General features: G+C 40.2%; 22 protein-coding genes and 1 other RNA gene. 5 read left to right on the top strand and 18 right to left on the bottom strand.

Annotation, left to right across the window (positions count from 1 at the left end):
* The first annotated feature begins 133 nt into the window (after window positions 1–133).
* Entirely contained in the window at window positions 134–970 is an 837-nt protein-coding gene (locus G631_RS0104410; protein ID WP_026488422.1) for an AraC family transcriptional regulator, read from the top strand.
* Window positions 971–993: 23 nt separating this feature from the next.
* Here the strand turns inward: G631_RS0104410 and G631_RS0104405 are convergent, their stop codons facing one another.
* The 4 genes from G631_RS0104405 to G631_RS0104390 all read right to left on the bottom strand — a co-directional run bounded on the left by G631_RS0104405 (window position 994) and on the right by G631_RS0104390 (window position 5851).
* Window positions 994–1890 carry a LysR family transcriptional regulator gene (locus G631_RS0104405; protein WP_026488421.1) on the bottom strand — a complete coding sequence of 299 codons (897 nt, stop codon included), beginning with the start codon at window positions 1888–1890 and terminating at the stop codon, window positions 994–996.
* A gap of 91 nt (window positions 1891–1981) precedes the next feature.
* On the bottom strand, window positions 1982–2215 hold the full coding sequence (locus G631_RS0104400; protein WP_026488420.1) for a hypothetical protein: 234 nt from the start codon (window positions 2213–2215) through the stop codon (window positions 1982–1984).
* Window positions 2216–2266: 51 nt separating this feature from the next.
* A complete protein-coding gene (locus tag G631_RS0104395; protein ID WP_026488419.1) occupies window positions 2267–5149 on the bottom strand; it encodes a glycoside hydrolase family 2 TIM barrel-domain containing protein in 2883 nt (960 codons plus the stop codon).
* Window positions 5150–5215: 66 nt separating this feature from the next.
* Window positions 5216–5851 carry a manganese efflux pump MntP gene (locus G631_RS0104390; RefSeq protein ID WP_242829059.1) on the bottom strand — a complete coding sequence of 212 codons (636 nt, stop codon included), beginning with the start codon at window positions 5849–5851 and terminating at the stop codon, window positions 5216–5218.
* Between the two features lie 553 nt (window positions 5852–6404).
* Here G631_RS0104390 and G631_RS0104385 point away from each other — a divergent pair.
* The gene (locus tag G631_RS0104385; protein ID WP_026488417.1) at window positions 6405–7292 is read left to right on the top strand and encodes a DegV family protein; all 888 of its coding nucleotides are present in this window, start codon (window positions 6405–6407) and stop codon (window positions 7290–7292) included.
* Between the two features lie 78 nt (window positions 7293–7370).
* Here the strand turns inward: G631_RS0104385 and G631_RS0104380 are convergent, their stop codons facing one another.
* The 11 genes from G631_RS0104380 to G631_RS0104335 form a co-directional block, all read right to left on the bottom strand.
* Entirely contained in the window at window positions 7371–7616 is a 246-nt protein-coding gene (locus tag G631_RS0104380) for an HPr family phosphocarrier protein (protein ID WP_051196825.1), read from the bottom strand.
* 157 nt (window positions 7617–7773) lie between these two features.
* On the bottom strand, window positions 7774–9441 hold the full coding sequence (locus G631_RS0104375) for a GGDEF domain-containing phosphodiesterase (protein WP_026488415.1): 1668 nt from the start codon (window positions 9439–9441) through the stop codon (window positions 7774–7776).
* A 163-nt stretch (window positions 9442–9604) separates the two neighbouring features.
* Window positions 9605–9883, bottom strand: coding sequence for an HU family DNA-binding protein (locus G631_RS0104370; RefSeq protein ID WP_026488414.1), 279 nt, complete (start codon window positions 9881–9883; stop codon window positions 9605–9607).
* A 194-nt stretch (window positions 9884–10077) separates the two neighbouring features.
* A complete protein-coding gene (locus tag G631_RS0104365) occupies window positions 10078–11337 on the bottom strand; it encodes a 6-phosphofructokinase (protein ID WP_026488413.1) in 1260 nt (419 codons plus the stop codon).
* Between the two features lie 88 nt (window positions 11338–11425).
* A complete protein-coding gene (locus tag G631_RS0104360; RefSeq protein WP_035789303.1) occupies window positions 11426–12511 on the bottom strand; it encodes an endonuclease/exonuclease/phosphatase family protein in 1086 nt (361 codons plus the stop codon).
* A gap of 79 nt (window positions 12512–12590) precedes the next feature.
* Complete coding sequence (locus tag G631_RS0104355; RefSeq protein WP_026488411.1) at window positions 12591–12806, bottom strand: hypothetical protein; 216 nt, start codon at window positions 12804–12806, stop codon at window positions 12591–12593.
* A 14-nt stretch (window positions 12807–12820) separates the two neighbouring features.
* Complete coding sequence (locus G631_RS0104350; protein WP_026488410.1) at window positions 12821–13996, bottom strand: AI-2E family transporter; 1176 nt, start codon at window positions 13994–13996, stop codon at window positions 12821–12823.
* Window positions 13997–14045: 49 nt separating this feature from the next.
* Entirely contained in the window at window positions 14046–14966 is a 921-nt protein-coding gene (locus tag G631_RS0104345) for a YihY/virulence factor BrkB family protein (RefSeq protein ID WP_081671234.1), read from the bottom strand.
* 71 nt (window positions 14967–15037) lie between these two features.
* Window positions 15038–15245: non-coding RNA, 6S RNA (gene ssrS / locus G631_RS20610), on the bottom strand.
* A 123-nt stretch (window positions 15246–15368) separates the two neighbouring features.
* On the bottom strand, window positions 15369–17192 hold the full coding sequence (locus G631_RS0104340) for an aminopeptidase P family protein (RefSeq protein ID WP_026488408.1): 1824 nt from the start codon (window positions 17190–17192) through the stop codon (window positions 15369–15371).
* Between the two features lie 162 nt (window positions 17193–17354).
* On the bottom strand, window positions 17355–18518 hold the full coding sequence (locus G631_RS0104335; protein WP_026488407.1) for a hypothetical protein: 1164 nt from the start codon (window positions 18516–18518) through the stop codon (window positions 17355–17357).
* A 175-nt stretch (window positions 18519–18693) separates the two neighbouring features.
* Here G631_RS0104335 and deoC point away from each other — a divergent pair, with 175 nt between their 5' ends.
* On the top strand, window positions 18694–19353 hold the full coding sequence (gene deoC / locus G631_RS0104330; RefSeq protein ID WP_026488406.1) for a deoxyribose-phosphate aldolase: 660 nt from the start codon (window positions 18694–18696) through the stop codon (window positions 19351–19353).
* A 47-nt stretch (window positions 19354–19400) separates the two neighbouring features.
* On the opposite strand, the gene G631_RS0104325 is transcribed toward deoC, so the two are convergent.
* Window positions 19401–20774, bottom strand: a complete 1374-nt coding sequence (locus G631_RS0104325; protein WP_026488405.1) for a citrate/2-methylcitrate synthase — start codon at window positions 20772–20774, stop codon at window positions 19401–19403.
* Window positions 20775–20826: 52 nt separating this feature from the next.
* Complete coding sequence (thrC, locus tag G631_RS0104320; protein ID WP_026488404.1) at window positions 20827–22320, bottom strand: threonine synthase; 1494 nt, start codon at window positions 22318–22320, stop codon at window positions 20827–20829.
* A gap of 241 nt (window positions 22321–22561) precedes the next feature.
* On the opposite strand from thrC, the gene G631_RS0104315 reads away from it, so the two are divergent.
* On the top strand, window positions 22562–23368 hold the full coding sequence (locus G631_RS0104315) for a hypothetical protein (protein ID WP_026488403.1): 807 nt from the start codon (window positions 22562–22564) through the stop codon (window positions 23366–23368).
* Here G631_RS0104315 and G631_RS0104310 read toward each other — a convergent pair.
* Window positions 23359–24087 carry a DUF3592 domain-containing protein gene (locus tag G631_RS0104310; RefSeq protein ID WP_026488402.1) on the bottom strand — a complete coding sequence of 243 codons (729 nt, stop codon included), beginning with the start codon at window positions 24085–24087 and terminating at the stop codon, window positions 23359–23361. The genes G631_RS0104315 and G631_RS0104310 overlap by 10 nt on opposite strands.
* Before the next feature lie 137 nt (window positions 24088–24224).
* Here G631_RS0104310 and G631_RS0104305 point away from each other — a divergent pair, with 137 nt between their 5' ends.
* A complete protein-coding gene (locus G631_RS0104305) occupies window positions 24225–25592 on the top strand; it encodes an MATE family efflux transporter (RefSeq protein ID WP_035789301.1) in 1368 nt (455 codons plus the stop codon).
* Window positions 25593–25769 lie beyond the last annotated feature (177 nt).

Here is a 25769-nt window from a genome sequence, read left to right as displayed (position 1 = left end):
TAAATTTACTCACAACTTCTAAGCTTTTTCATAACACACTATATTCTGAGCATAATCCTAAAAAATCCGTACCACAATGAATAATATTGCTCTATAATATAAAAAAATTGCTCTATAGTTTAGGGAGATTTCTATGTACTCAAAAGAAGAATTAGTAGGCAAAAAATCTATATACTACCTGAACACTCCAACCAGGACTGCCAGGGACCTATTTCTGTATCCAACTGCTGTTGGGCGCTTTAAATATCTGCCCGGATACTCTCTTAAAAGAAACCGCTATGATAGCTATCTAATAATTTATATAGAAAGTGGAACTATGGAAATATTGCTCGATGAAAAATACCAGATAGCACAGGAAGGAACAGTTATTTTTATTGACTGTTACAAGCCTCATGCCTACAGAACTCTAGATGGCTGCACGGCCCTTTGGATACACTTTGACGGGAAAATGGCCAGAAACTACTACAAGGAGGTAGTAAAAGAAAAAGGGCATATCATAGCTATGGGAGAAGGAAGTTCTTTTTCCTCAAACCTAAATAAGATCCTTGCATCCTTTGATAATCCCTCCCTTGAAAAAAAGGAGGCTGCTACCAGCATTTTGATAAATAATCTCCTACTTGAGCTATGCCTTTCCGGTCCAAATCCAGAGTCCTCCTCCAAGGACGCCATAAAAAAGGCTACAACTTACATACAGGAGAATTTCGACAGAGAAATTTCTTTAAACGAACTAGCCAGTATTGCAGGCTTTTCGCCTTACTATTTTTCCCGTAAATTTAAAAGAGAAACCGGTCTTACTCCACACCAGTTTCTCTTATCAACGCGTATTGACGCTGCAAAATATAATCTATCTAATTCAAATATGACAATAAAGGAAATCGCATCCTCCTGCGGTTTTGAAGATGAAAGCGCCTTCTGCTACTGCTTCAGAAAAAGAGTAGGCTGCGCTCCCGGTAAATTCAAAAGTAAGTAGCAGAAGTATTTGCAAATACTTTTTTATGAATGTACCTTAAGCTTCTCCACAAAGGCCTGAGCCATTTCGCTTAGCTCCGCACCTTTTCTTGTGATATATCCAAAGGTAAGATTTTCTTCCTCTTCAAGCTTTATAGCCTTGATCTCAGAAGTATTAAGGCTGTCCCCCAACATAGCTGCACCAACAGCATAGCCGTTTAGTCCCAGCATAAGTTCAATTGATGTAGCTCTTTCGTTGGTACTGATCACCTTCTTGTAATCGTAGGTAGCAAGGGCCTCTTCTCTGTAGTAAAAAGAGGTGTTGTCTCCCTGATCAAACACCATGCAAGGGTAGTCCTCAAGCTCTTTTAAGGAAATAATCTCCCTGTCTGCAAGAGGATGGTGCTTACTGAGGTACAGATAGGTATTTCTGGTAAAGAGCTCTGTAAATTCAAGAGAAGCATCAGCAAAAATCTTCTTGAAAGTATTCTTATTAAAGTCAGAAAGGGCGATAACTCCAACTTCACTCTTTAAGGTCTTAACATCCTCGATTACTTCGCTTGTCTGAGTTTCCCTGATGGAAAACTGATATTCCGGATGCTCTATCTCTTTTATCGTATCTATAAAGGCATTTACTGCTATAGTATAGTGCTGCATAGATACTGAGAAGGTTGGCTTATCATTCTTGGAATTAAGATACTTATCTTCAACCTTTTCAAACTGCTCTACCGCGCTTCTTGCATAGGCAATAAAAGATGCTCCAGCAGCAGTTGTCACAACACCGTTATGGACTCTTTCAAAAATCTGTATTCCAAGTTCGTTTTCAAGGTCTCTGACTGCGCTGGAAAGGCCTGGCTGTGAAACATAGAGTCTGTCAGCTGCCTTTCTCATGGAGCATTCTTCATCAATAGCTATAATGTATTTTAGCTGTAGTATTGTCATATCCTTCACCTCACTAAAGAGTTAAATTCAAAAATCATGATAACATACTACAGCTAGAAATTCATAGCATAATATTTAATTTTATATAATGTCAGCACATGTTTGATCTGTCATTAAAATCTCCAAGAATCATCTTTCCATCTATCTTGCTATCATCAGTTGCAAGAAGATTACTTGCTTTTCTGTTCTGGTTCGAGTATACTGCGCTTCCACCCTTTGGACTACTGCCTTTCATAACAAGGTTGGATGCTTTAGCATTCTTCCCTTTACCACCGCTTACATTCTCAAGTAAACTTTCATCAATTTCACTAATGTTCTTTTCCATGGTAGTTCCTCCTTATATAAAATGTAATCTACAACTTTATACGAATGGCAATTATTTCATGGCAATAATTTTTCTGAGTTCCTCTTCAGATATGACTTCCTGTGGTTCAAAGGCGTCACTATCCATATATCTGTATATTGATAACAAAAGAGCTCTTGCCTCCGGATGTTCCAAGAGATCATGAAGTCCCATTGAGGACATTATTAGCTTACCATTATAGGCCTTAACTTCCAATAGCTGTGCCATAGGGCGGAGTCGAACGTAGCAGTCCATTTCAGCCACAATACTCTTCATATACCTTGGAAGGATGAAGGCTCTCTGAGAAGCCATTCTAAACCACTGGAAGTTACTGTGCTCCTCTGTTGGGAAGAAATCAAAAACAGGATGCTCCTTGTCAATAAACTGTCCCATGGCCCCTTCCTGATTTGGGAAGGTTCCAACAGACCAAAAGTCAGTACTAAACTGGGCCTTTACGCTATTGGGAATTGCCTCTTTGGTGGAATGCGGATCAAAAAACACCTTGCCACCATTTTTAAGAACATCTATCGCCTTTTTATCTAAAACTCTTGTCTCATAGACGCCTGTAGGACATTCAGGTACAAGGTCTGGATAAACCCAGATAGGATAAGTTGCCTTAATATCCGTTTTAGCGCATACTCCTAGCCTTTCACTAAATCTGGCAAGCCTGATAATAAGGTCAAATCTAGTTGGATCTTCTATGTTGTCCAGCGGTATTTCTACATTTCCAAGGCTTGTCACTTCTCCTACAGGGCATTCGCTAACCCCTTTCTTGCTGCCAAGGGTATAAAGGCCACCATCAAGATGGGTTCCATGATTTGAGTTTTCATTGACGCAAAGCTCATAACTAAAGCCCCCGGGAAGAGGCTCTTTTCCAAAATTAGCCACCCTGACTTCAGCTCTTATTGTTTCTCCAACCTTGTAAACATACTTATCAAGAAGCACCAAAACTACCTGGGGAGCAAAGAATTCATTAAACCTTTCAGGACTTGCAAAGCTATAGGATTTGGGCTTTAAATGGGAGTTCATCATACCAACAAGAGCTGTTCCCTGCCCGGTAAAATCCTGAAGACCTAAAAGAGATATTCCTGACATTTCCCTGGTTCTAAGCACCGCCTCAACTTCTTCCCTATATGCTAAAAGAGCCAGTTCTCCCGTTGCCTCTACCCTCTTTTCGTACTCTTCATACTCCATGCCTGACTTTTCTATTCTATCCCTGACTATATAGAAGTTATCAGGTCTTGTTACCCCCTTAAACTCATCCAGCTCATGCATATCTGGAAGGACCTCATACTGGCCTACTTCAAAGCTAAATACGGGCTTTTTGAAGTTCTTTCTAAGGACTTCCATGCTATCATCAAAGTTTCTCGTAGAATTTGGAACCTCAGTATTTATGCGTCCTTCATTGCCGGAAACGGCAAGTCTTAAAACGGAAGCTCCAACATTGGATGAAGTATAAAAATCGCTCTCTTTGTCAGTTCCTTTTTCTCCATAAAAATTATTGGAGCCCCAGGCAAAGAGCCTTGTACTGTCCATTTTTTTGGCAATCTCTATGAGCCTGTGCATCTCAGAAATACCGTCATCATCAGTGTGAAGTTCATTTCCAAGTGTCAGCATCACAAAAGAAGGGTGATTTGCATAAGTCTTTATTATCTGCCTCAGCTCGTTTTCATAAAAGTCTCTACACTCTTTTGTAGAAAAGGCATCTCTAGGATTCCAGTTTGGAAGCTCTGGCTGAACCAACATTCCAAGCTCATCTGCTGCGCTAAATGCCGCTTCCGGAGGGCACCAGGAATGGAAACGAACACAATTTACACCGTAAGATGCATAAGTCTTCATGATATCAAGCCAGCTATCCCTGTCCATTGGAGGATGTCCCGTTTCAGGAAATAATCCGCAGTTTGCTTCGCTTCGTAAAAAAATCCTTCTGCCGTTTAGTGTGAGTCTTCCACTACCATCATAGGTAAATTCCCTGATGCCAAAGGATACCTTTTTCTCATCTAAAAGGTCAGCACCCTCATATAGCCTTGCAGTAGCATATAAAAGATTTCCCTCTCCCTCATCCCATTTTTTTTGACTGAACTCTTTTTTAATCGCCACTTTGCTAAAATGGAAGGAGTTGTTTGCATCTGCATATATTGTCACTTCACGCGAAAAAAGCTCTGCGCCTGAATCTTCAAGGCACTCTCCAGAAATAACAAGCCTTACCATTTTATCAGCCTGGTTTCCAGGTGTTTTGCGGCTTTGCCCCTTAGAAAGACTCTTGTAGGACAAAGCAACCTCTCCAAAAACGCTGTCAAAATCCTGCAAATCCGGACAAACACGAAAATCTTCTATGAAAGCTTCACTCTTTTCCTCTATAAAGATCTGACCTACAACACCGTTCCAATTGGTCTGGGTTTCATCTGTTGCCGCAGAAGAACAGGTAATATCCTTGTAAGGAAGCCCCGGATACGAGTTATCTGTAGTGATTTCTATCAAGCTTCCGTCCCTGATAAGTCCTGTAATCTCAAATAAATATGGAGTAGAAAGCCCCTCATAATATGAATGGCCTCCTTCCCAGGATTCAACTACAGGCGCACTTTCCCCATCTATCTTAAGAGACATGGCTCTTGCTCTCTCAGCAAAAAGAAAATATCTCTTATTCTTTTTTATCTCTCCATGAAAGATTCGTGTAAACCTTGCCTTCCCTTCATAGGTATAATTTCTTGTAAGTCTTGTGGCAATTCTGGAATCAGCAGAAAGAAGCTTGTCAATCTCTGTCTCCCTGTTCTCCATGTCAGGATGCCAGGCTCCGGCAATCTTATCCGGGTTCCCCAACCTGTTCTCATCCAAAGTACCAGGAAGAAAGCCTTCCTCTTTGATTGTCCCATCAGAAAGCTCAATCCTCCAGGTGCCACTTAAATCTATTTTCATACGTTTACACTTCCCCCACAATTGTATAATCAAAAGAGATCAGAAAAGCTCTGATCTCCTGCATTTTCAACTAAAAAAAATCTCAAGTCCTATTCCTATAAGAATAAGACCTCCAATTATCTTGGCTCCGCTAGCAAGCTTTGTTCCAAAAACTATTCCAAGTTTAAGGCCAATGTAGCAGATCGCATAGGTTACACCGCCAATTATAAAGGAACTAAGCAGTGTCTGAAGAGTATTGTATCCAGAAATCGTAAATCCAACTGACAAAGCATCAATTGATGTAGCTATTCCCTGCATAATAAGAAGCCTATTGGAAATGCTGCCAGCCTCTGGATCAATACCATATTTCCTGCACTTTTCTATAGTACACTTACTGCAGTTACGCTCATTGGGACAATTCTTCTCAGCTCTTCTGTCAAGAATGCCTTCTATAAGCATCTTTCCACCAATAAACGCTAAAAGGATAAGTGCAATCCAGGGAATAAAAACCTGAAAGCCCTTAAAAAAAGTTGCCACATTGTGGACTAAAAACCATCCAATTACCGGCATCATAAACTGAAAGGCAGCGTAACAAAAAGCTATCTGCACTCTACGCGTGCGGCTCATCTTATGGTCTGCAAAACCATTTGCAAGGGATACTGAAAAAGCATCCATAGCAAGCCCTACGCCTAACATGACACTATTAAAAACAAGTAAAAACATAGTCAAAATCTCCATCCATGATCTGAAACTGATAGGCTAAAAGCCTATGAATCATTTTAACTATACTAGCCTCATAAGGCAAGTTATGTTTTTGTAAAAAAGAGCAATAAAAACGGGCATCCATTGAATCAATGAACACCCGTCTTTATGAATTGTTTTCCAAGGGACTATTCCTCGTCTTTCTGTAACTTTGTAAGCTACCCTTAATTTATATAAATCACATCCTTTAGCGACTCCTTGACATTCCCTGGCTCCGATGAAGCATCGCCACCCTCGCTGTAAATGTCAGCCGCTCCGAAAACCAATGCTCGTCTTCCGTGAAGCTTATGCCACTTGGACTGCTTAGGTTTTATCTACAATGTGATTGTATATATAATATAGCATCTGCAAATACTTTTGTCAACCATCTTAAAGAATAAGATGCTATTTTCAGACAATTCAAACAATTCCAGTATTTATCGGTAATCAATTTAATGGATTTTTATATTTGATACATAAGTTAGATTATTGTATTATTTAATTGATGATTGTTTTTTTAGAAAAGAGGGAAAAAATGAGTAATTTCATTCTTAGTTGCTGCTCGACTGCTGATCTTGATCAGGAAGTATTTAATAGTCGTGACATAAATTATATCTGTTTTCATTTTCAGCTAGATGGCAAGGATTATCCTGATGACCTTGGAAAGTCTATTCCATTTAAGGATTTCTATAACAAAATGTCTGAAGGTCTCATGACACAGACATCTCAGGTAACTATAGGTGAATATCTTGAATACTTTGAAGGCTTTCTAAAAGAGGGTAAGGATGTTTTCCATGTAACCTTAAGCTCTGGTCTGTCAGGTACTCTTAATTCCGCTACTATAGCAAGAGACCAGCTCAAAGAGAAATATCCAGAGAGAAAGCTTTATGTTATAGACTCTCTTGCCGCTTCTTCTGGATACGGACTTTTGATGTACAAACTCGCAGATCTTCGCGACGGCGGAATGGGCATTGATGATCTGTATCAATGGACAATTGACCATAGACTTGAGTGCCAGCACTGGTTTTTCTCAACTACTCTTAAATATTTTGTAAGAGGCGGTCGTATTTCAAAGATTTCCGGAGCTATCGGAAATGCTCTTAATATCTGCCCTCTAATGAACGTAGATTACCAGGGTAAGCTTGTTGTCCGCAGCAAGGTCCGCGGCAAGAATGGTGTCATCAAGGCAATTGTTGAAAAGATGGCTGAGCTTGCTTCAAACGGCACAGACTATAACGGTGACTGCTTCATATCCAATTCTGATTGTCTAGATGACGCTCAGGCAGTAGTTGATCTTATTGAGAAGAAATTCCCTAATATGAAGGGAAAGGTCAAGATCTTTAGTATTGGTACAACCATTGGAAGTCACACAGGCCCAGGCACTGTAGCGCTCTTCTTCTGGGGCAAACAGAGAATTGACTAATATAATAAATATTATTAACGAAAAAAGAGTTTTGCTCATCGAGCAAAACTCTTTTATTACGCATATAAACTCACCATATCAGCCTATAAGCAATTGATGCGTTCCATAGTTTTGGATCAGATCTGTAATCTTCTTGTCATCCCCAATAACTGTCACATCAAGTGGTTTAAATAAATTAAGCGACAGAAGCCCAACAATGGACTTACCATCGATGTAGCTGTGACCATCCTGAACGTCGATTTCACATGAAGACTTTGAGTTCATGTTAATGAACTGGATGATCTGGGACTTGCATCCCAATGAAACCTTCACTTCTTTTTTCATATTCAATTCCCTCTCTCATAAAAACCGCAGGTCTATACCGCGACTAGAATTAAGTTTAACACCATGTGAACAATATGTGAACACTTAAAATATTAAAAAAGTATAAAATATGGAGAAGGAATTTTACAGCTCAGTTTCCTGAAAACGTTTAATCCATCTACTTTTCCGGTTTTTTCTCAATTAATCGTTTCTGAAATTCTGACTCTGGCATAGGGTTGTCATAGAGGAATCCCTGTACAAAATGGCAATCAACTTTTTTCAGTAGTTCGACTTGTTCTACCCTTTCAACTCCCTCAGTCAGAACCTTTATATCAAGCTCTTTTGCAAGATTAATTATATTTCTGAGAACAATCTCATCATTATTGTTGTTCTCAATAGACTCATTACTGATAAATGACCTGTCTATCTTTATCATGGTCACAGGGAAATCTCTCAAGTTTGATAGAGATGAATAGCCAGTTCCAAAATCATCTATGGCAGTATCAATTCCTTTATCCCTAAGTGCCTTTAAAAAGCTTGTCATCAGAAGACGTTCGTCCTCACTTGCCGTTTCTGTAACCTCAATCTGCAAAAGAGATCTGTCCACTCCGCTTTCATCTATGATATTTACTATTTCCTTGGCTAGATTCTTATAGTTTAAATCTCTCCTGGAGAAATTGACTGACACCTGGACCGGCTCAAGCCCCTTATTTTCCCAGTTCTTTATAAACTCGCAGGTCTTGCGCAGAACATAAAGGTCAAGAGATGCCACCATTCCCTCCTGCTCCAGGATAGGAACAAACTCAGTTGGATATAAGACTACACCGTTACAAAACCACCTAGTTAACGATTCCGCACCTACTATCTTTCCTGTAAAAATATCCACCTTGGGCTGCAGATAAATTCTAAACTCATCACTTGAAAGAGCTTCTTCATATCTGTCTTCTATCTGCTTTTGCCTGTATATTCTAGTGCTCATGGCCTTATTAACAAATACATAAGGCTTGTTAGCCACATTTTTAGCATAGCTAAGTGCCATCGCTGCTCTCGATATGAGCTGCCCTGGCTCTTTTAAAGACTCATCAACAGCATAAACACCAGTTACTGCCGCAACCTTTAAATCCTCTTTTCTATCATTTTTCATTCCATATACAGGAACTGCTGAAATATACTTAAGAAAGGCCTTTGTTCTTTCCTTTTTTATGAGGGCAGTATAATTATCTCCGCCAAAATGAGCAACAATCTCATCCTGCTGGCAGAACTCACGAAGCTTTTTAGCATAGCGCTTCATTATCTCATCGCCTTCACTTAGGCCATATCTTCTACTGATCAGACCATAACTTTTTAAATTAAAGAAAAAGGAATCATAATTCATGATCTCCCCACTCTCGCAGAGCCTTGTTGCATAAGCAATAAAGCCGCCAGAATTAGGAAGTCCAGTCAGATATTGCGTCAGGGCACTGTCCTTGACAACCTTGCCCAAAAGGAATCTCTCAGTATGCATCATGAGAACATCTATGACTATGGCAAAAGACTGGTATTCTTCTTCGTTCCAGGTCTTATTATCACGAAGATATACATGGAAAGTCACAGTCTTCCTGCCATTTAAAGTATTCTTGAAAAGATATGCAGGCGGTTCATTCTCTGGGACCGGCCCAAACAAGGGAATAATAACGTCTGGCTCGCTTGAAGAGTCAGAATCCTTAAGACTTGAAACTATACAAACAATAGATCTGAGAGCATACTCCTTGCCTACATCTGCAAGTGCACTGGGAGATATCTCCGGAGTAGTCTCTTCTTCAGATAATATCTGAACAAAGTTCATAAAGCTTCTTTCAAATGTCATATTGACTTCCCTTTCTCAAAAAGAAGTTGCTAGTCTCGCCTACATACCACTATTGTACGAAAAATCGAAGTTTTTTACAACTTAAATAACCGCAATCTATTTTCTTTTTTACATACGAAAAAAGCTACATCCCGTAGGATGTAGCCTTTTGTATTCGTGAAAATTATTTCTTGTTTACAAGATCCTTAAGAGCCTTACCAGCCTTGAACTTAGGTGCTACAGATGCAGGAATCTTGATAGCAGCGCCAGTCTGAGGATTCTTACCTGTTCTAGCAGTTCTCTTTGTTGTCTCGAATGTACCGAAGCCAACAAGCTGAACCTTACCCTTCTTCTTAAGCTCCTTTGTTACTGTGTCTGTGAAAGCATTGAGTGCTGCAGCAGCATCCTTCTTTGAAAGTCCTGCTTCCTTTGCGATTGCATCAATAAGTTCTGTCTTGTTCATTTAATTTTCCCTCCAAAAAGAAATATTTTACTACATTGCCCATTTTACCACCATTTTGTACCACAAACAAGCCATAAATGCCGAAAAATGCGCAAAAATTGAAGATTTTATTCACTTTTTTCGCTTTTTTACTGGATTTGAGCAGTTTTATTGCCAATTTGTGCAGGTAAATCAAGGCAAAAACATTAATCTGATCACAGAATATCCTGGAATCCCGGTCTATAAAGGTGCCTTGGAATACCATCAACCATGATAGGACCAACATCGCCCTGGATCAGAGGTCTTACATAGGTAATAAATTCGTTTGTAACATATGTTCCGTCCTTGGTAATCCACTCTCTAGGTACTGTACGCTCATCGTTTGCAATCTTGTGAACGTCCTTGACCTCTGTTCCTGCCTGATAAGGATCATCTGACAATCTCTCGATAACAACCATCTTGCCGCTATCACCTTCGTCAGCAGCCTTCATAGCAGCACCACCAACCTCATATGCTTCAAGAATATCTACACGGCTTGCGCAGTGGCTTGCAGCTCTCTGAAGAGTTGAAAGCTCGATGGCACGAGTTTTGCATCCACACTCCTTGGAAACCACATCACAGAGATATCTAGCTGTACCTGTAAGCTGCTTGTGTCCAAATGCATCTACATAATCAATATTGTTGCCAAGTTCGCTGACATACTTGCCGTCCTTGGTCCTGATGCCCTCAGAAACTGCAACGACAATTGATGCCTTGTTCTTAAGAAGACCTTTGATCTTCTTGACAAACGCATCCATATCAAATGGAAGCTCTGGAAGATAGATTGCATCAGGTCCATCACAATCCTCGCCTTTGGCAAGTGCTGTAGCGCCTGTAAGCCATCCTGCATTTCTTCCCATTACCTCTACGATGATAACCTGTCCGTGGCTGGTCTCAAGTGACCAGCTGTCCCTGATTATCTCTTTTACAGAGGTTCCAATGTACTTGGCTGCTGAGCCATAGCCTGGAGTATGGTCAGTAAGCGCAAGATCATTATCAATAGTCTTGGGGCATCCGACAAATCTTATGTCAGAGCCGGTTATTATAGCGTAGTCTGAAAGTTTCTTGATGGTGTCCATTGAATCGTTGCCACCAATGTAGATAAAGCAGTCAATCTCGAGTTTAACGAGAATCTCAAAGATCTTCTCGTAGATTTCTTTGCTCTCAAAAATCTCAGGAAGCTTGTATCTGCATGACCCCAAATATGCAGATGGTGTTCTCTTAAGAAGCTCGATATCAAGTCCGCTCTGGATGTGGTCTGCAAGATCCACATATCTGCCTTCCATAAGGCCCTGAACTCCATGGATCATGCCATATACCTTCTGGTATCCACGATCGATAGCAGTTCTGTAAACCCCGGCAAGAGAAGAGTTGATTGCTGCTGTAGGGCCTCCCGATTGCCCAACAATTACATTACGTTTCTTTTTCTGTACCATTAACTCCTGTCCCCTTTCAAGTAGTAAATACCTATAACAAACATTATAGGCGAAAAAACATTCAAGCTCAATCGAAACTTAAACGTTTTCATTCACTTTTTAGTACAAATTTCATCGTTACAGGATTATGATCTGAACACTTAAATCCTGTATCAACTGTCTGCACCTCATTTACAGACACATTATTAGAAACTATGTAGCCATCAAGCATGTAGTATTGGAAATTCTGTGGATCCTTGTCTGCATCTGCATATGCCTTATCCAGAGATCTGCAGGTAGGATTTGTATCATCATAGCAGAAGGTAAAGCGGTCCCCAAAATCCTCAACATTTATAGTACCTGCCTCCCATCTCCCCTCAAGGACAGGATACTTTGAAATATCTATATTTGAGAAAGTCTGATTAAAGTCCCCTGCAACTATTACATAATTGCCCTTATCAGCTTCGCTGTTCATGATATCTTTTAACATATTGGTCTGGGCAATCTTGCCTTCTCCGGAATCGTAGGCTTCCAAATGAAGGTTTATAAGTACAAGCTCTTTGTCAGAGCCTTCCACAGGATGTCTGGTAACAAGAAGACATCTCTTTAAGTTAAAGGTTCTTAGCGGCCATGAAAACGGACATGGAAGTGCAACTCTCTCAGCATCAGAAACCTCATATCCTGAAACAGTAGCAAGGCCTGCATACACCCTTCCAATTGGAGGAACAGGAAGAGGAACAAATGCCACATTAAAGTTAGATGCAAAAGTACTTTGTCTGTTTAAGCTATCTCCATTAAGGGCTCCTAAAATAGTTTCAAGCTCATCTGTGTAATAAGATCTGGAAGAGTTTCTGTCAAGCTCCTGAAAAAGGATAAAATCAGGGTTTTCAGTATTTATTATCTTAGAAATATCGCTAAGGTTAGTTCTTACTCTTTCCTTGTCTGCAGAATAGACCATTTTCCCGCCGTCCATGAAAAAGTCAGCATTGTCTCCAAGGGCTCCATAGCCCACATTCCAGGTCATAAAGGTATATTCAGTGCCAGTCTGTACTGTTGCATCGCATTGACCGGAAATGGGGGTTTTCTCTGTAGCATCAGGCTTGTATTCATCTATAGTCAGATAGCCAACAAGCGCCACAACCACCAATACTACAATTAAAAGAATCGCACCTAAAATCTTAAGTAATTTTTTCATGAATTCCCTCATTCTTTCCAAAAAACGTCAAAAGGCACCCACTAAAAAAGTGGAATGCCTTTAGTTACCATTATCAATATCAGAAATCTTCTTCCTCAAGAGCCACTCTCTTGCCGTGAGCATTGCCAAGTCCATAGGCAACTGCAGCCACAACAATTACTACGCATACAACCGCTGCGCACCCGATGTAGAGCCTCTTCTGATCCTCATCAAAGCTCTCCCAGATATCCATGGCCTTATTGATCTTGTCCTTGCAAAAGTCGATAGCTGTATCTACTACCTTAACAAAATCCATAACCCTATACCCCCTTACTCATTATTATCATGATACCGCTTTAAATGTCTTTCCTCAAGTCTTTTGAGGATATAATCTCTCCAGATGAAATCAATTATGGCTGCAAATGGAATTGCAAGAAGGATTCCTGCTACTCCAAAGAGTCTTCCTCCAAGAACAATTGATATAAGGATCATAAGAGGTGAAACCCCAAGACTCTCTCCAAATAACCTTGGCTTCAAGATATATCCATCCACAGTTTGAAGAACAATTGTAAAAATAATAAATGTCAGCGCAAACCATGGATTAACAAGTACCAGGATAAATGCCCCTATGAGGCAGCCGACGATAGGACCAAAAGTCGGTGCAAGGTTGGTAATACCTACAATAACCGAAATAAGTACCGAATAAGGTATACCCGCAGCCAGCATAAATATCAGATTTACAACTCCTACGATAATACCATCTACGATATCAAAGCTTATATATCTGATAATGATATCATTACATCTTTTTACAAATATGCCTGTATACTTGTGATTTTCAGGCTTCATGATAAGTCCGGTAAATCTCGAAATGCCTTTTATAAGTCTGTTCTTATCCAGTAAAAGATATATAGCAAGGATAAAGGCTATAACTGCATCAAAAACACCCTTACCAATATTGGCCGTAGTGGTTGCTACGCTTCCAATAGTAGATGTTACATTGGCCATATTATTTTCAAAATAGTTGCCTACCTTATCCAGGATATTGTCACCAAAGCTTGCGATCTTGGTGATCTCGCCTCCAAGAAGTCCTGATGGATCTTCCTTTTCAACTTCTCTCAGCACTCCCTGAAGAGTAGCTACATAGCCATCTACATTGTCTGTAAATGTTGTAACACTATCAACCAGCTGAGGAATAAGGGCAACAAATAAAAGAACTACAGCAAGAATGATAACGATCAGAGCGCATGCCACAGATAGTCCCCATTTTGCCTTCTCTTTTTTCATTTTCTTAAAGACTTTATCATTAAAAGCATTGGCAAGTGGATTGAAAATATAGGCAACAATTATTCCACTTACCACAGGCTTTATAAAGGCATAAAATGAGCCTATTCCTGCAAATAAGCTTCCTATGTGAGACAGAATCATATATAAAACAACAGCAGAACAAGTTGCAATAGTATATGAAACCCATCTTTTCTTAGTCCATTTTCCTCCAAGTTTCATAAAGCACCTCCAAAGCAAACTCTATACATATTATATCTCGTTTTTATATTTATACAAAATCGTTCTTTTTCTTAGGCTTCCTAAGTACTTTTGTACTCTTTTTCTTGACGTTTTTCCTGACAGTTTTCCTATGATGATCGTCGTACAAAACTCTTACTGCCGGATGGAAAAAACGATTAATAAATGCTCCAAAAAGAAAAATGTATATACAAAAATATAGCCAGAACATCATAATAACAGGAGTTGCAAGGCTTCCATAAATCGAAGTGTAGGCCCCTGTGTTTTCCACGTAAAGTGAAAATATCCATGAAAAAACATACCATACAACTGCTGATAAAATAGCTCCCGGAAGCTGATATATGAATTTCATCCTGGCACTTGGCACAAAGGTATAGATAAGTGCGAAGGCCAATACAGCTATTCCAATGACCACGACAAATTTAAAATTTTCCAAAAAGGAAACTGCCCTCCAGATATGTGGATATGCGCTCATGATGAAGTGCTTAACAAAATCGCCAAATACCATTATCATCAGCATAATAAGAAGTATGATTATCATAGCAATGGTATAAAGGGCTGCTATAAATCTCAGGTAAAAATAGTTACGTCTCTCATCAACATCATAGATAATATTAAGCCCTCTGATAAGCGCCAGCATTCCCAAAGCCCCCGACCAGATAGTTACAAGAGCCGATATAGAAAAAACAGCAACAGAGGACTGATACGCCTCGCTAATCAGCCTTATCATCACACTATCAGCAAAATCGGGCGTAACCTCTACCATAACTCTGATAAGGTCTTCCTGAGTAAGGGAAGTATAAGGGATTGCAGAAGATAAAAGAATCAACAGAGGGATAAAAGAAAGTATGAAGAAAAAGGCCGTGCTACCTGCGTAAGCCGCCATATTCTTTTTTTGCATTCTGTTTGCAAAATCCTTGGCAAGTGCAATCAGCGCCGCCTTAATATTCATACATCGTTCCTCAAAAATAAAATAATACGAAATGAAAAAGCAGCCATGTAAATGACTGCTTTATTTTCTAAGAAAATCCCAAAATGCCGGTTCCTGTTATTTGACTCCTAGCTAACGCCAGGTGGGTTTCCGCAACCATAATCTCTGCCTTCCTCTCCCGTAGCTGGTCTGCGCATGCGCAGGGCCGAAGGCGTGACATCAAATATGATGATCTAAGAATCCCGTTTAAAGAAATGTAGGTTCAAATTACACAGGAGTTGTCGGACATTCCAGGAGAACTACTAATACTAGGTAGTTCCTTATACCTTTATTATATCCATAGCCTCCCATTTTTCAAGGGGTTTTGGCCGATTTCACACTATTTTAACCATTATAAAGTATCTCTAAATATAGTGCTCAGGATCAGATTGCTCTTGTAGCCTCTTTGAGCCAGTTCTTGATCTCTTCATCCTTGATATAAGGGCTAACCTTCTCATACACTGCCTTGTGGTACTTGTTAAGGAGTTCCACATGCTCAGGTTTCATATAGCGAGTATCAATAGCTTCAAGATCGATAGGCGCATAGGTAAGGTGGTCAAAACCATAGAACTTGCCATACTCATTTTCTGATCTCTTTACAACCTCAACAATATTCTCTATACGGATACCGTGGCTACCTTCAATGTAAACACCAGGCTCATCAGATACGATCATGCCAGGCTCAAGAACAGCTTCACTTGCACCTTCTACATATCTCCATCTAAGACTATGAGGTCCCTCATGAACATTAAGCATATATCCTATACCGTGGCCTGTGCCATGGTTGTAGTCAATTCCGATATCCCATAATGGTCTTCTTGCATATACATCAAGGTTTCTTCCAGTGCAGCCTTCAAGGAAAAGAGCATCTGCCATCTGGAGCATACCTGCTACTGTTGCAGTATAGTGCTTCTTGATTTCGTCTGAAATCTCACCAACTACGATAGTTCTGGTAACATCAGTTGTACCGCCCATGTATGTTCCGCCTGAATCTACAAGGAGCATTCCCTGTGCCTTGACCTCAGCGCAATTATCTTTGGTAGCCTCATAATGAGCCATTGCTGCGTTGGCATTGTATGCGCTGATAGTAGGGAAAGAAAGCTCAATAAAACCAGGGAGCTGTGCTCTCATACTATCAAGCTTCATAGCAGCTGAATACTCAGTCATTTCAATCTTGCCGGCATTCTTCTTGACCCAATAGATGAACTCTGTAAGAGCCGCACTATCCCTGATGTATACCTCTCTGATATTCTTAAGCTCTGTCTCGTTCTTGACAGCCTTCATAAGCTCAGTAGGATCCTTCTCATTTTTCAAAGAAACGCCTGCATCCTCAGCCTTTTTAGAAAGAGTCTTGTATGTAAGGAAGTTAGTATTTCTCTTATCATAGAGAATATTGCCATCAAAAGCTGCTTCTGAAACAAAGTTCATAACCTCAGCATAATCCTTAAGTTCAATACCCACTCTGTCGCAGTAAGCCTTAACTTCCTCTGTTACCTCGTCTGGCTGAACAAATAACACAAATCTGTCGAGAGTAATATATGCATAAGAAAGTGCTACAGGATTACATTCAACATCGTTACCGCGAAGATTTGTAAGCCACATGATATCATCAAGCTTAGATAAAAGATGTGATGATACCCCGGCCTTTTTCATCTTCTCTCTGACATCTGCAAGCTTCTGGGCGAATGATCTTCCGCAGAGTTCATCAGAAAGCACATACATATCGTGGCATGGAAGTGCCGGTCTGTCTGTCCATACTTCCTGTGCAAGATCCTTGTCAATCTTAAGAGATACCTTTTTCTCAGAAAGCTTCTTCTCAAGCTTCTCTCCGATGCTTGTAGATACAACTCTTCCATCGAAGCCAAGAACCTGTCCTTCCTTCATATTCTGAGAAAGATATTCCTCAATAGTTGGAACTCCGGGATTTCCCATTTTAAATAATTCTACAGAAGTACCCTTCATCTGGTTCTCAGCCTGAATGAAGTATCTTCCGTCTGTCCACATTCCAGCGTGATCTGTAGATACAACAAGTGTTCCGTTTGAACCATCAAATCCACAGAAATACTCTCTTACCTTAAAAAAGTCAGCTGAGTACTCAGAGTTGTGGAAATCTGAAGTCGGCATCATATAATAATCGATACCATTTTCTGCCATTTTGGCACGAAGAGCAGCAAGTCTCTCCTTTATTACTGTATTTTCGATAGCCATCTCATAACTCCTTTTTTCATAACAATCAATAAAAATTTTATCACAGTAGTTCTAACTTGCAAGTAAAAAAAGAAGAACCCTTGCGCAGCCTTTGCGCAGAGCCCTTCTTTGTTGTTATCTTATGCTTACAAAAGTAATTCTATCCTGCAAAATATCTTTTGCTTACTTGACTACCTGGAAGTCAACTACCTCGCCACTTACCATCTCGTCGTAAATCTCGTTCATGATGCTGTCATCTGCAACCTGGCCATTTTCATCAGCGCCATCAATGCTTGCAACATCTGAATGAGCATAATAAGTACCATTTCCATCTTCGTCGTACTCTACCCAGGCTTCCTCATCAATTACAAAAATGCTCTCTCCTACAAAGGTATATTTCTTGAAATAGTGATTGCCGCCTACGTAAAGCTTGCCCTCTTTAACAGATAAAGGATATGCTGTCCCGCCAGAAGTAACATATCCGGCATATTCAAGCTTTCCATCCTTGGTGTAGTAATAGACATCAGCATCAATAGCCTCACTCTTACCGGCTTCAGTATCCTCAAAGGTATATTCTGTGACCAAAAGGACATCCACATCTCCAATTGTAACATTGGCATAGCCCTGGTCTTTATTTAGCTTATCTACTATATTGGTAAAGGTATCGCAGCCCGTGATATCCATAGGAACATGAGCATTTTCCTCTACTTCTTCATCTCCAATGCTGTTAGTTACAGGATCATACATCTGTTCAACTACTGCCTGAAGGTCAAAGCCGTCAAGATCAGCTGAATCAGCGCTTATGCTGTAGGCTGCACCATATTCAACATCATAAAAGGTACAAAGATCTATATATTCGTTTTCGCCTATATATCTGTAGAACTTAGCAGGCATCTCTCCTCCTGCCCAGTTAGCAAGTACCCCTTCATCTGTAGCAGTCCACTCATAATATAGTCCTGACAAATCCGCCTCAGAGTCACCTGTTGCCTGCTCTCTTGCAGTAAATGCGACTTCATCAAGAGTGAAAGTAAGCTGAACCAAAGGTCCTGGAAAGCCAGACGGATCAGCAACTGAATCCAAAATACTCCACTGAACATTTGTTGCTCCCTCAGGTGCCTTAAAAAGCCTTGCAACAACTCCGTGTGCCTCTTCTTCGGTTATATCTCTCCAAGGATTAGCAAGTCCAACTTCCTCAGCAGTAGCTGCTATAGTAGAAGTACTCTCTTCCACAGAAACACTGCTTTCCTCAGTTACAAGATCAGAGCCAGTGTCCGCACCACATGCAACATTTAATACTGAAGCAGTCATAACTCCAGCAACAAGACAAGCCACATACCTGCTCTTCATAATACTCCTCCTCACATATTCCATTTTTCAAATTCGAAATTCACTTCTAATGTTAAACCATTTTTTGTACCTCAATTATTAAAAAAACATAAATATTTGCGCAGCCTATTTTCAGACTGTATAATAGTTAAGGTATCAAAAAATTTTGATCACACTTTTTAAGGGAGATTCACAAATGGAAGAAAAAGAAATACTTAAACTTATTGATCACACTCAGCTTCAGGCTAATGCTACATGGGAGGACATCGTATCACTTTGCGACGAGGCTGTTAAGTATGGCACAGCAACAGTCTGCATCCCACAGACATATCTTAAGAGAGTACATGATAAATACGGCGACAACCTCAAGCTCTGCACAGTTATAGGTTTCCCTCTTGGTTACAACAGTGCATCATCCAAGGTTGTAGAAGCCAAGGATTCTATCGCTGATGGCGCTTCTGAGATTGATACAGTAGTTAATATCAGTGATGTCAAGAACCACAGATATGATGAAGTATTAAAAGAAATCAAGATGATCCGTGAGGCATGTGGAGACAAGCTTCTTAAGGTTATCATTGAGACTTGCTATCTTACAGAAGATGAGAAGATCAAGCTCTGCGAGATCGTAACAGAGTCTGGTGCAGAATACATCAAGACTTCTACAGGATTTGGAACAGCTGGTGCTACTCTTGCTGACATCGAGCTTTTCAAAAAGCACATCGGTCCTAATGTTAAGATCAAGGCAGCTGGTGGAATCCGTACTATCGAAGATGCTCTTGCATATGCAGAGGCTGGATGCAGCCGTATCGGTTCCTCTAAGGTAGCTCCACTTATCGCAGCTAAATATAATCTTTGATTTTCATTTAAAAAGCCGCCCACTTGGGCGGCTTTATCTTTTGCTCTTTATGTGCGGTCTGCCATGTCTACATATTCCTTGCGGGGCTCAATAGCCATATAGGCAGGGCGAATGATCTTTCCATTATTGGCAAGCTCTTCCATTCTGTGTGCACTCCAGCCCACTATCCTTGCTATAGCAAAAATTGTTGGATAAAGTTCCTCTGGAAGTTCAAGCATTCTGTATACAAAGCCAGAATAAAAGTCCACATTGGCACTTACACCCTTGTACATAGTCCTCTCACCTGCAATAAGCTCAGGGGCAAGCTTCTCAACAAGCTCATATAGAGCAAGTTCATCCTCTTTGCCCTTTTCTGCTGCAAGCTTTTCTACAAAGCTCTTTAAAATAACTGCACGAGGATCAGACTTGGAATAAATAGCATGTCCTATTCCGTAGATAAGTCCTGCCCCATCAAAGGCTTCTTTGTTGAGGATCTTATCCAGGTAAGCCCTGACTTCTTCCTCATCCTTCCAATTCTTTACATTGGCCTCAATATCATCAAACATGTGCACAACCTTAATATTTGCGCCGCCATGTCTGGGGCCCTTCAAAGAACCTATTGCCGCAGCTATTACAGAGTAGGTATCAGTCATACTGGAACTGACCACATGAGTTGTAAAAGATGAATTATTACCACCGCCATGCTCCATATGAAGCACAAGACAAATATCAAGGAGTTTTGCTTCAAGCTCAGTATACTGACTGTCTGGCCTTAGAAGATACAAGATCATCTCTGCCGTTGACAATTCCTCTTTCGGCGGATGAATGATAAGGGAATTACCCTCATGGTAATGGTTATAGGCATGATACCCATAAATAGCCAAAAGTGGGAACATACTGATCAGCTGCAGAGACTGCCTCAAGACATTAGGAAGTGACACATCATCTGCATGATCATCATAGGAATATAGAGTCAAAACGCTTCTCGCAAGAGTATTCATCATATCCCTACTAGGGGACTTCATGATAACGTCCCTTACAAAGCTGGGTGGAAGACTCTTATAAATTCCAAGAAGCTTTTCAAACTCAAATAGTTCTTTTCCCGTAGGCAGCTTGTCAAAAAGAAGAAGGTAGGCGCACTCTTCGAAGGCAAACCTATTCTCCTTAACTGCCGCCTCTATTAATTCATGAACATCATAACCTCTAAAATATATTTCGCCATCTGCAGGGATTTCTTTTCCGTCGACTTCCTTTTTGGCGATTATCTCGGAAATCCTGGTAAGGCCGGTTAAGACGCCCTTACCATTAAGGTCACGAAGTCCCCTCTTTACATCGTATTTATAAAAAAGATCGTTTTCAATAAGATCAGCTTCCTGAGAAAGCTTGGAAAGTTCAACAATTTCCGGTGTGTTCTGTGAGTAATAGCCCTTGCCTAAATCCATACGCACCTCCTATATAAACGTTTATTTTATTTGTATCAGTGTAAAAAGATTATCACTTTGAAAGGAAATCAAGAACAGCGCTCTGCATCTTGTCCTTATCTACTACTGTCTTGTGTCTGATCTCAGCAGTTCTGATAGATGTCACAGCATCAGGTATCTCGACACCTGAAACTCTTGAAAGCTCATCAGCAAGAGCAAAATCGTCCTTGGAATCATCTGCCTTTCCAAGAGCCGTCATAACGCTTCTTGTAAACTTAAATGGACTTGCTGTAGAAGCAATTACAGAAACTGTCTTATCTCCTGTCTCAGCTACATACTTGCTGTAAACAGAGCTTGCTACAGCAGTATGTGTATCCATAAGATATCCTGTCTTATCAAATACCTTCTTTATAGTGTCAAAGGTCTCTTCCTCTGTAGCAAAACCGCCATAAAAGTCTGTGAGCTTGTCTCTCATCTCGTCAGTGATCTCATACTTACCAGCAGATGATAGCTGTGCCATAAACTCTGCATCCTTCTGAGCATTATCTCCAGCGATGTGATAAATGAGTCTCTCAAGATTAGATGAAATGAGAATATCCATGGAAGGAGACGCTGTTAAAACAAACTCTCTGTTTCTGTCGTACTCACCAGTCTTAAAGAAGTCAAATAAGACCTTGTTGGAGTTGGATGCACAGATAAGCTTGGCAATTGGCACACCCATATTCTTGGCATAATATGCAGCCAGAATATTACCAAAATTACCTGTAGGAACGACTACATTTATAGCATCGCCATCAGCGATCCTGCCCTCTTTAAGGAGCTTTGCATAAGAGTAAACATAATAAACAATCTGAGGAACAAGTCTTCCAATATTGATGGAATTAGCAGAAGAAAACTGGAAGCCCTTGGCATCAAGGTCTGATGCCAGCTCTTTATCTGTAAAGATCTTCTTGACTCCTGTCTGAGCATCATCAAAGTTACCCTCTATACCAATAACGCAGGTGTTATCTCCCTTCTGAGTAACCATCTGCTGCTCCTGTATTGGGCTTACTCCATGTTTAGGGTAAAAGACAATGATCCTTGTTCCAGGAACATCTGCAAAGCCGGCAAGTGCAGCTTTTCCAGTATCGCCGCTGGTGGCAGTAAGAATAACGATCTCATTTTTAACATTATTTTTCTTGGCAGCTGTTGTCATAAGATATGGCAGAATTGAAAGAGCCATATCCTTGAATGCAATTGTAGCTCCGTGATAAAGCTCAAGGTAAAAAGCTCCATCAGCCTCTGAAATAGGAGCAATCTCCTCTGTGTCAAATTTGGAATCATAAGCATTTGTTATGCAGTATCTAAGCTCTTCCTCTGAATAATCAGTCAAAAGAAGCTTCATTACTTCATATGCAGTCTCTTTATAATCAAGCTGCGCGATCTCCCTAAGCTCTTTTTCCAAATGTGGAATATGATCAGGAACGTAAAGACCTCCGTCTGGAGCAAGTCCCCTTAAAATAGCTTCAGATGCCTTTATCTGGCCCAAAGCCCCTCTGGTGCTACTGTACAAAACTTCCTTTGCCATTGCTTTCACTCCTCTTTTATTGGTAAAATATAAATGTATTATCGTTATACCATTACATATTTAATTTGCGAATAACACTGGGAATAAAAAAGAGTAATGATTACCTCTTTGAGTACTCAGTATACCATAAGATAGGTCAATATATCTACACAATATTTTAGCACTTTGAACTATTAAAGTTGTACAATATGTAAAATCAATCCGTTTCCTTTATCTTTGTGTTTTCTATGGAGGGATGATATTGAAAAGAAAAAAATCTGTCGGGGTATATCATACAGTGCTAAAAGATGGGACACCATCCTACAGGGCTTCCATAACCTTTGAGGGCAAGCACATCTCTCTTGGGTCTTTTAGCGAGGAAAAAGAGGCAGCTTTCGTATATAAAGAGGCCTATAAGATTCTGCACTCTGACTCTTTTACATTATCATCTTACAAAGAAAACATGCATATTCCCTTTGATAAGTTCGTTTGTCTCATAAATTTCAGAGATAAAGGAATTTACATTTCAAATCCAATCTACCTTGAAAAAAAATACTTTACCTATCATTTAGAACCAGGTCTTTTTCTGAAATTCGATATTGAAGATCTTTTCTACTATTCATCTCATAAGATAATGAAAAGAGGTTCTCACCTATTTGTAGCAGACTACGGAAGCCAGCTCTCTATTTTGCAGAAATATGGCATTAAGAGCTACGCTGTTGCTGGCCGGGACTACCATTTTGTAAATGATGACCCTACAGATTTCAGGTACGATAATATCGTTATATTAAACAGATACCGTGGTGTTCAACAGTTTGCAGAAAAGGGTTTTATCAAATACAAGACTGTTATCCATGTGCGCAGTAACTATGTTGTTGGGAAATATAACTCCGAAGCTGAAGCGGCCATAGCCTATAATAAAGCCGCGGATATACTAATTAAAAATGGGATAAAGAAAAACTTCCAAATGAACTACGTGGAAGATCTTTCTCCATCCCAATATGCTGACATTTATATGAAATTAAAGGTTTCTCCAAAACTATTTCGTGTCAGAGCAGATCATGTGTAGCTTACAATTCTCTCCATAGGCTTATCTACATCAACATAGTTCTTGGCATAGTTTTCAGGATCAACATATATATCTATGCTATCTCCTATAGTGATGCAATTAGTTATGGAATCATATATGTTTCTGCTCTTAAACTGGTAGATCATACCTGTGCCCGGATCCTGATATGAGCAGTATACAACGCGAGGATGTCTGCCATTAACATGCACGCAAGGGTTAAAATCAATTTCTGTAACTGTTCCATGGATGACTTGTCCGTTTTCCAGAAGCCATTTTGTCTTTCTATTCTTTTTTACTATAAGGGCAACAAAGATGAGTCCTATAGCAAAAAAGAGGAGTCCAATTCCGCCAAAAATTCCAAGGAAAATAAACTCTGACCATCCTGTACCAATCACTTCACCTGGGTTGTTATCATCAATGTAAACGGTGATAGTGTCTCCTTCATGCATGCTGCTTGTATATGTATTCAGACGCACATAGTCATACTGCTGACCTTCAAACTCATAGGATACATATACGTTATGAGAATCGTTTGCGCCTCCACCCATGTAACTTATATCTGTTATGGTAGCCTCAATTTCAATCGCATCTTTCATCTTGCCATGTATAGTCCCAAACACAGTAGCGCCCATGATCATAAAATTTAATCCTATGAAGCAAAACACCAACGCTAAAATAAGATAAACAATGTCTACTGTCTTTTTTCTTTTTTTGACCATTTTCATACCTCCCTGAAACCTTTGCTATTATATATCTATAACAATAAATCTACAATAATTGTTGCGAAAAGAGCACTGTTGAGTTACGATAAACTCTATGCAAATTGTAAGCAATCTAAATTCACCGGAGTGTTAAAATGGCTAACGTTCTATCCAAGAAATACGCAAAAGATATGACTGTAGGAGATCCCAAGGCTCTTATTCTGTCTTTTATGCTTCCCATGATGATGGGTAATATTTTTCAGCAGTTTTACAATATAGTAGACACAATTATTGCGGGAAGATTCATAGACGCCAAGGCTCTAGCAGCAGTTGGCTCAACTGGGCATGTTACAAACCTTTTCTTTGCCCTTGGAAATGGCCTAGCAACCGGAATTGGAATAATAATCTCCCAGTTTTTTGGAGCAGGGGACATGAAGGGAGTTAAAAAAGTAATAACAAATGCCCTTGTCATCGTCAGCGCCACATCTATCTTTGTGGGGCTTCTTGGCTTTTCTTTTTCAAGACTTATCCTTACAAAGGTTATGAATACCCCTGAAGACATTCTCGAAAATGCAATTGCCTACATGTCAATAATATGCGTAGGTTTCATAGGAACAGCTCTTTATAACACTATTTCCTATATCATGAGAGGTATTGGGGATTCGCAGACTCCTCTTTACTTTCTGATTGTTTCAAGCTTTTTGAATGTTGCCATGGATCTTTTGTTTGTAATTGCCTTTGACCTTGGTGTTGCCGGGCTTGCTATAGCAACAGTTACTGCTCAGGCCATTTCTGCTGTAGGCTCTATAACTTATGCTTTTTTCAGAAATCCTATGTTCAAATTAAGCAGCTCCGACTGGCAGATGGATAAAGATATCATCACAAAGTGCTACACAATCGGCGGTTCAATGGCTCTCCAGAGTGGCCTTGTAGCCCTCTCATTCGTAATTCTTCAAAGAGTCATCAACTCTTTTGATTCAACGATAGTAGCTGCCTTTACCACTACCAGCAAGGTAGAAAACCTTGTAAACATGCAGTTTAAGGCTCTGCAGGATTCTCTTTCAACCTTTACAGGCCAGAACATGGGTGCTGGCAAGGGTTCTCGTGTCAAAAAGGGCTTTAAGCTGGGCATGACCATGATGGTAATATATGCGGTCATCATGATCATCCTGATGGGACTTTTTGGCGATGTCTTCGTAAAGATTTTCATCAAGTCAGAAGAAGCCCAAGTCATAGAGTACGGCTCCAGCGCAATGCGCATCCTCTCCTACTTCTATCTTCCACTTGGAATGATCTACGTATGCAGAGGTATCCTTAACGGCGCAGGCGATGCCAAGTTCCCTGCTATTTCCGGAGCTTCTGAGATGATTGGCCGAATAGTATTTCCTACTCTCTTGTGCTCCCTTCCATTTATCGGAGCCTGGGGACTTTGGATCTCAACCGGCATTACCTGGACAATCGTCGGCCTCACAGCTTTCGTCCGCTTCAACATGAAAGACTGGCGCAAAGGGCTGGATTTCTGATTTCTGATATGTGTGTGAAAGGTATTATGGCCTATTCCCTAACTGGCGCCGGGTAATACCTTTCTTGCATGATACGAATATATAAGTATTACTCTTCCGTCTCTGTGTAATACTAACAAGCAATTTTTCTTGTTTTTTGGTATTACATGGCTAGCGCTACATAATACCTTTACTAAC

It is taken from the genome of Butyrivibrio sp. XBB1001, assembly GCF_000424505.1.
GTDB lineage: Bacteria > Bacillota > Clostridia > Lachnospirales > Lachnospiraceae > Butyrivibrio.
Note: the sequence above shows the minus strand (reverse complement) of the source record. Positions and strands in the feature narration are given on the sequence as shown.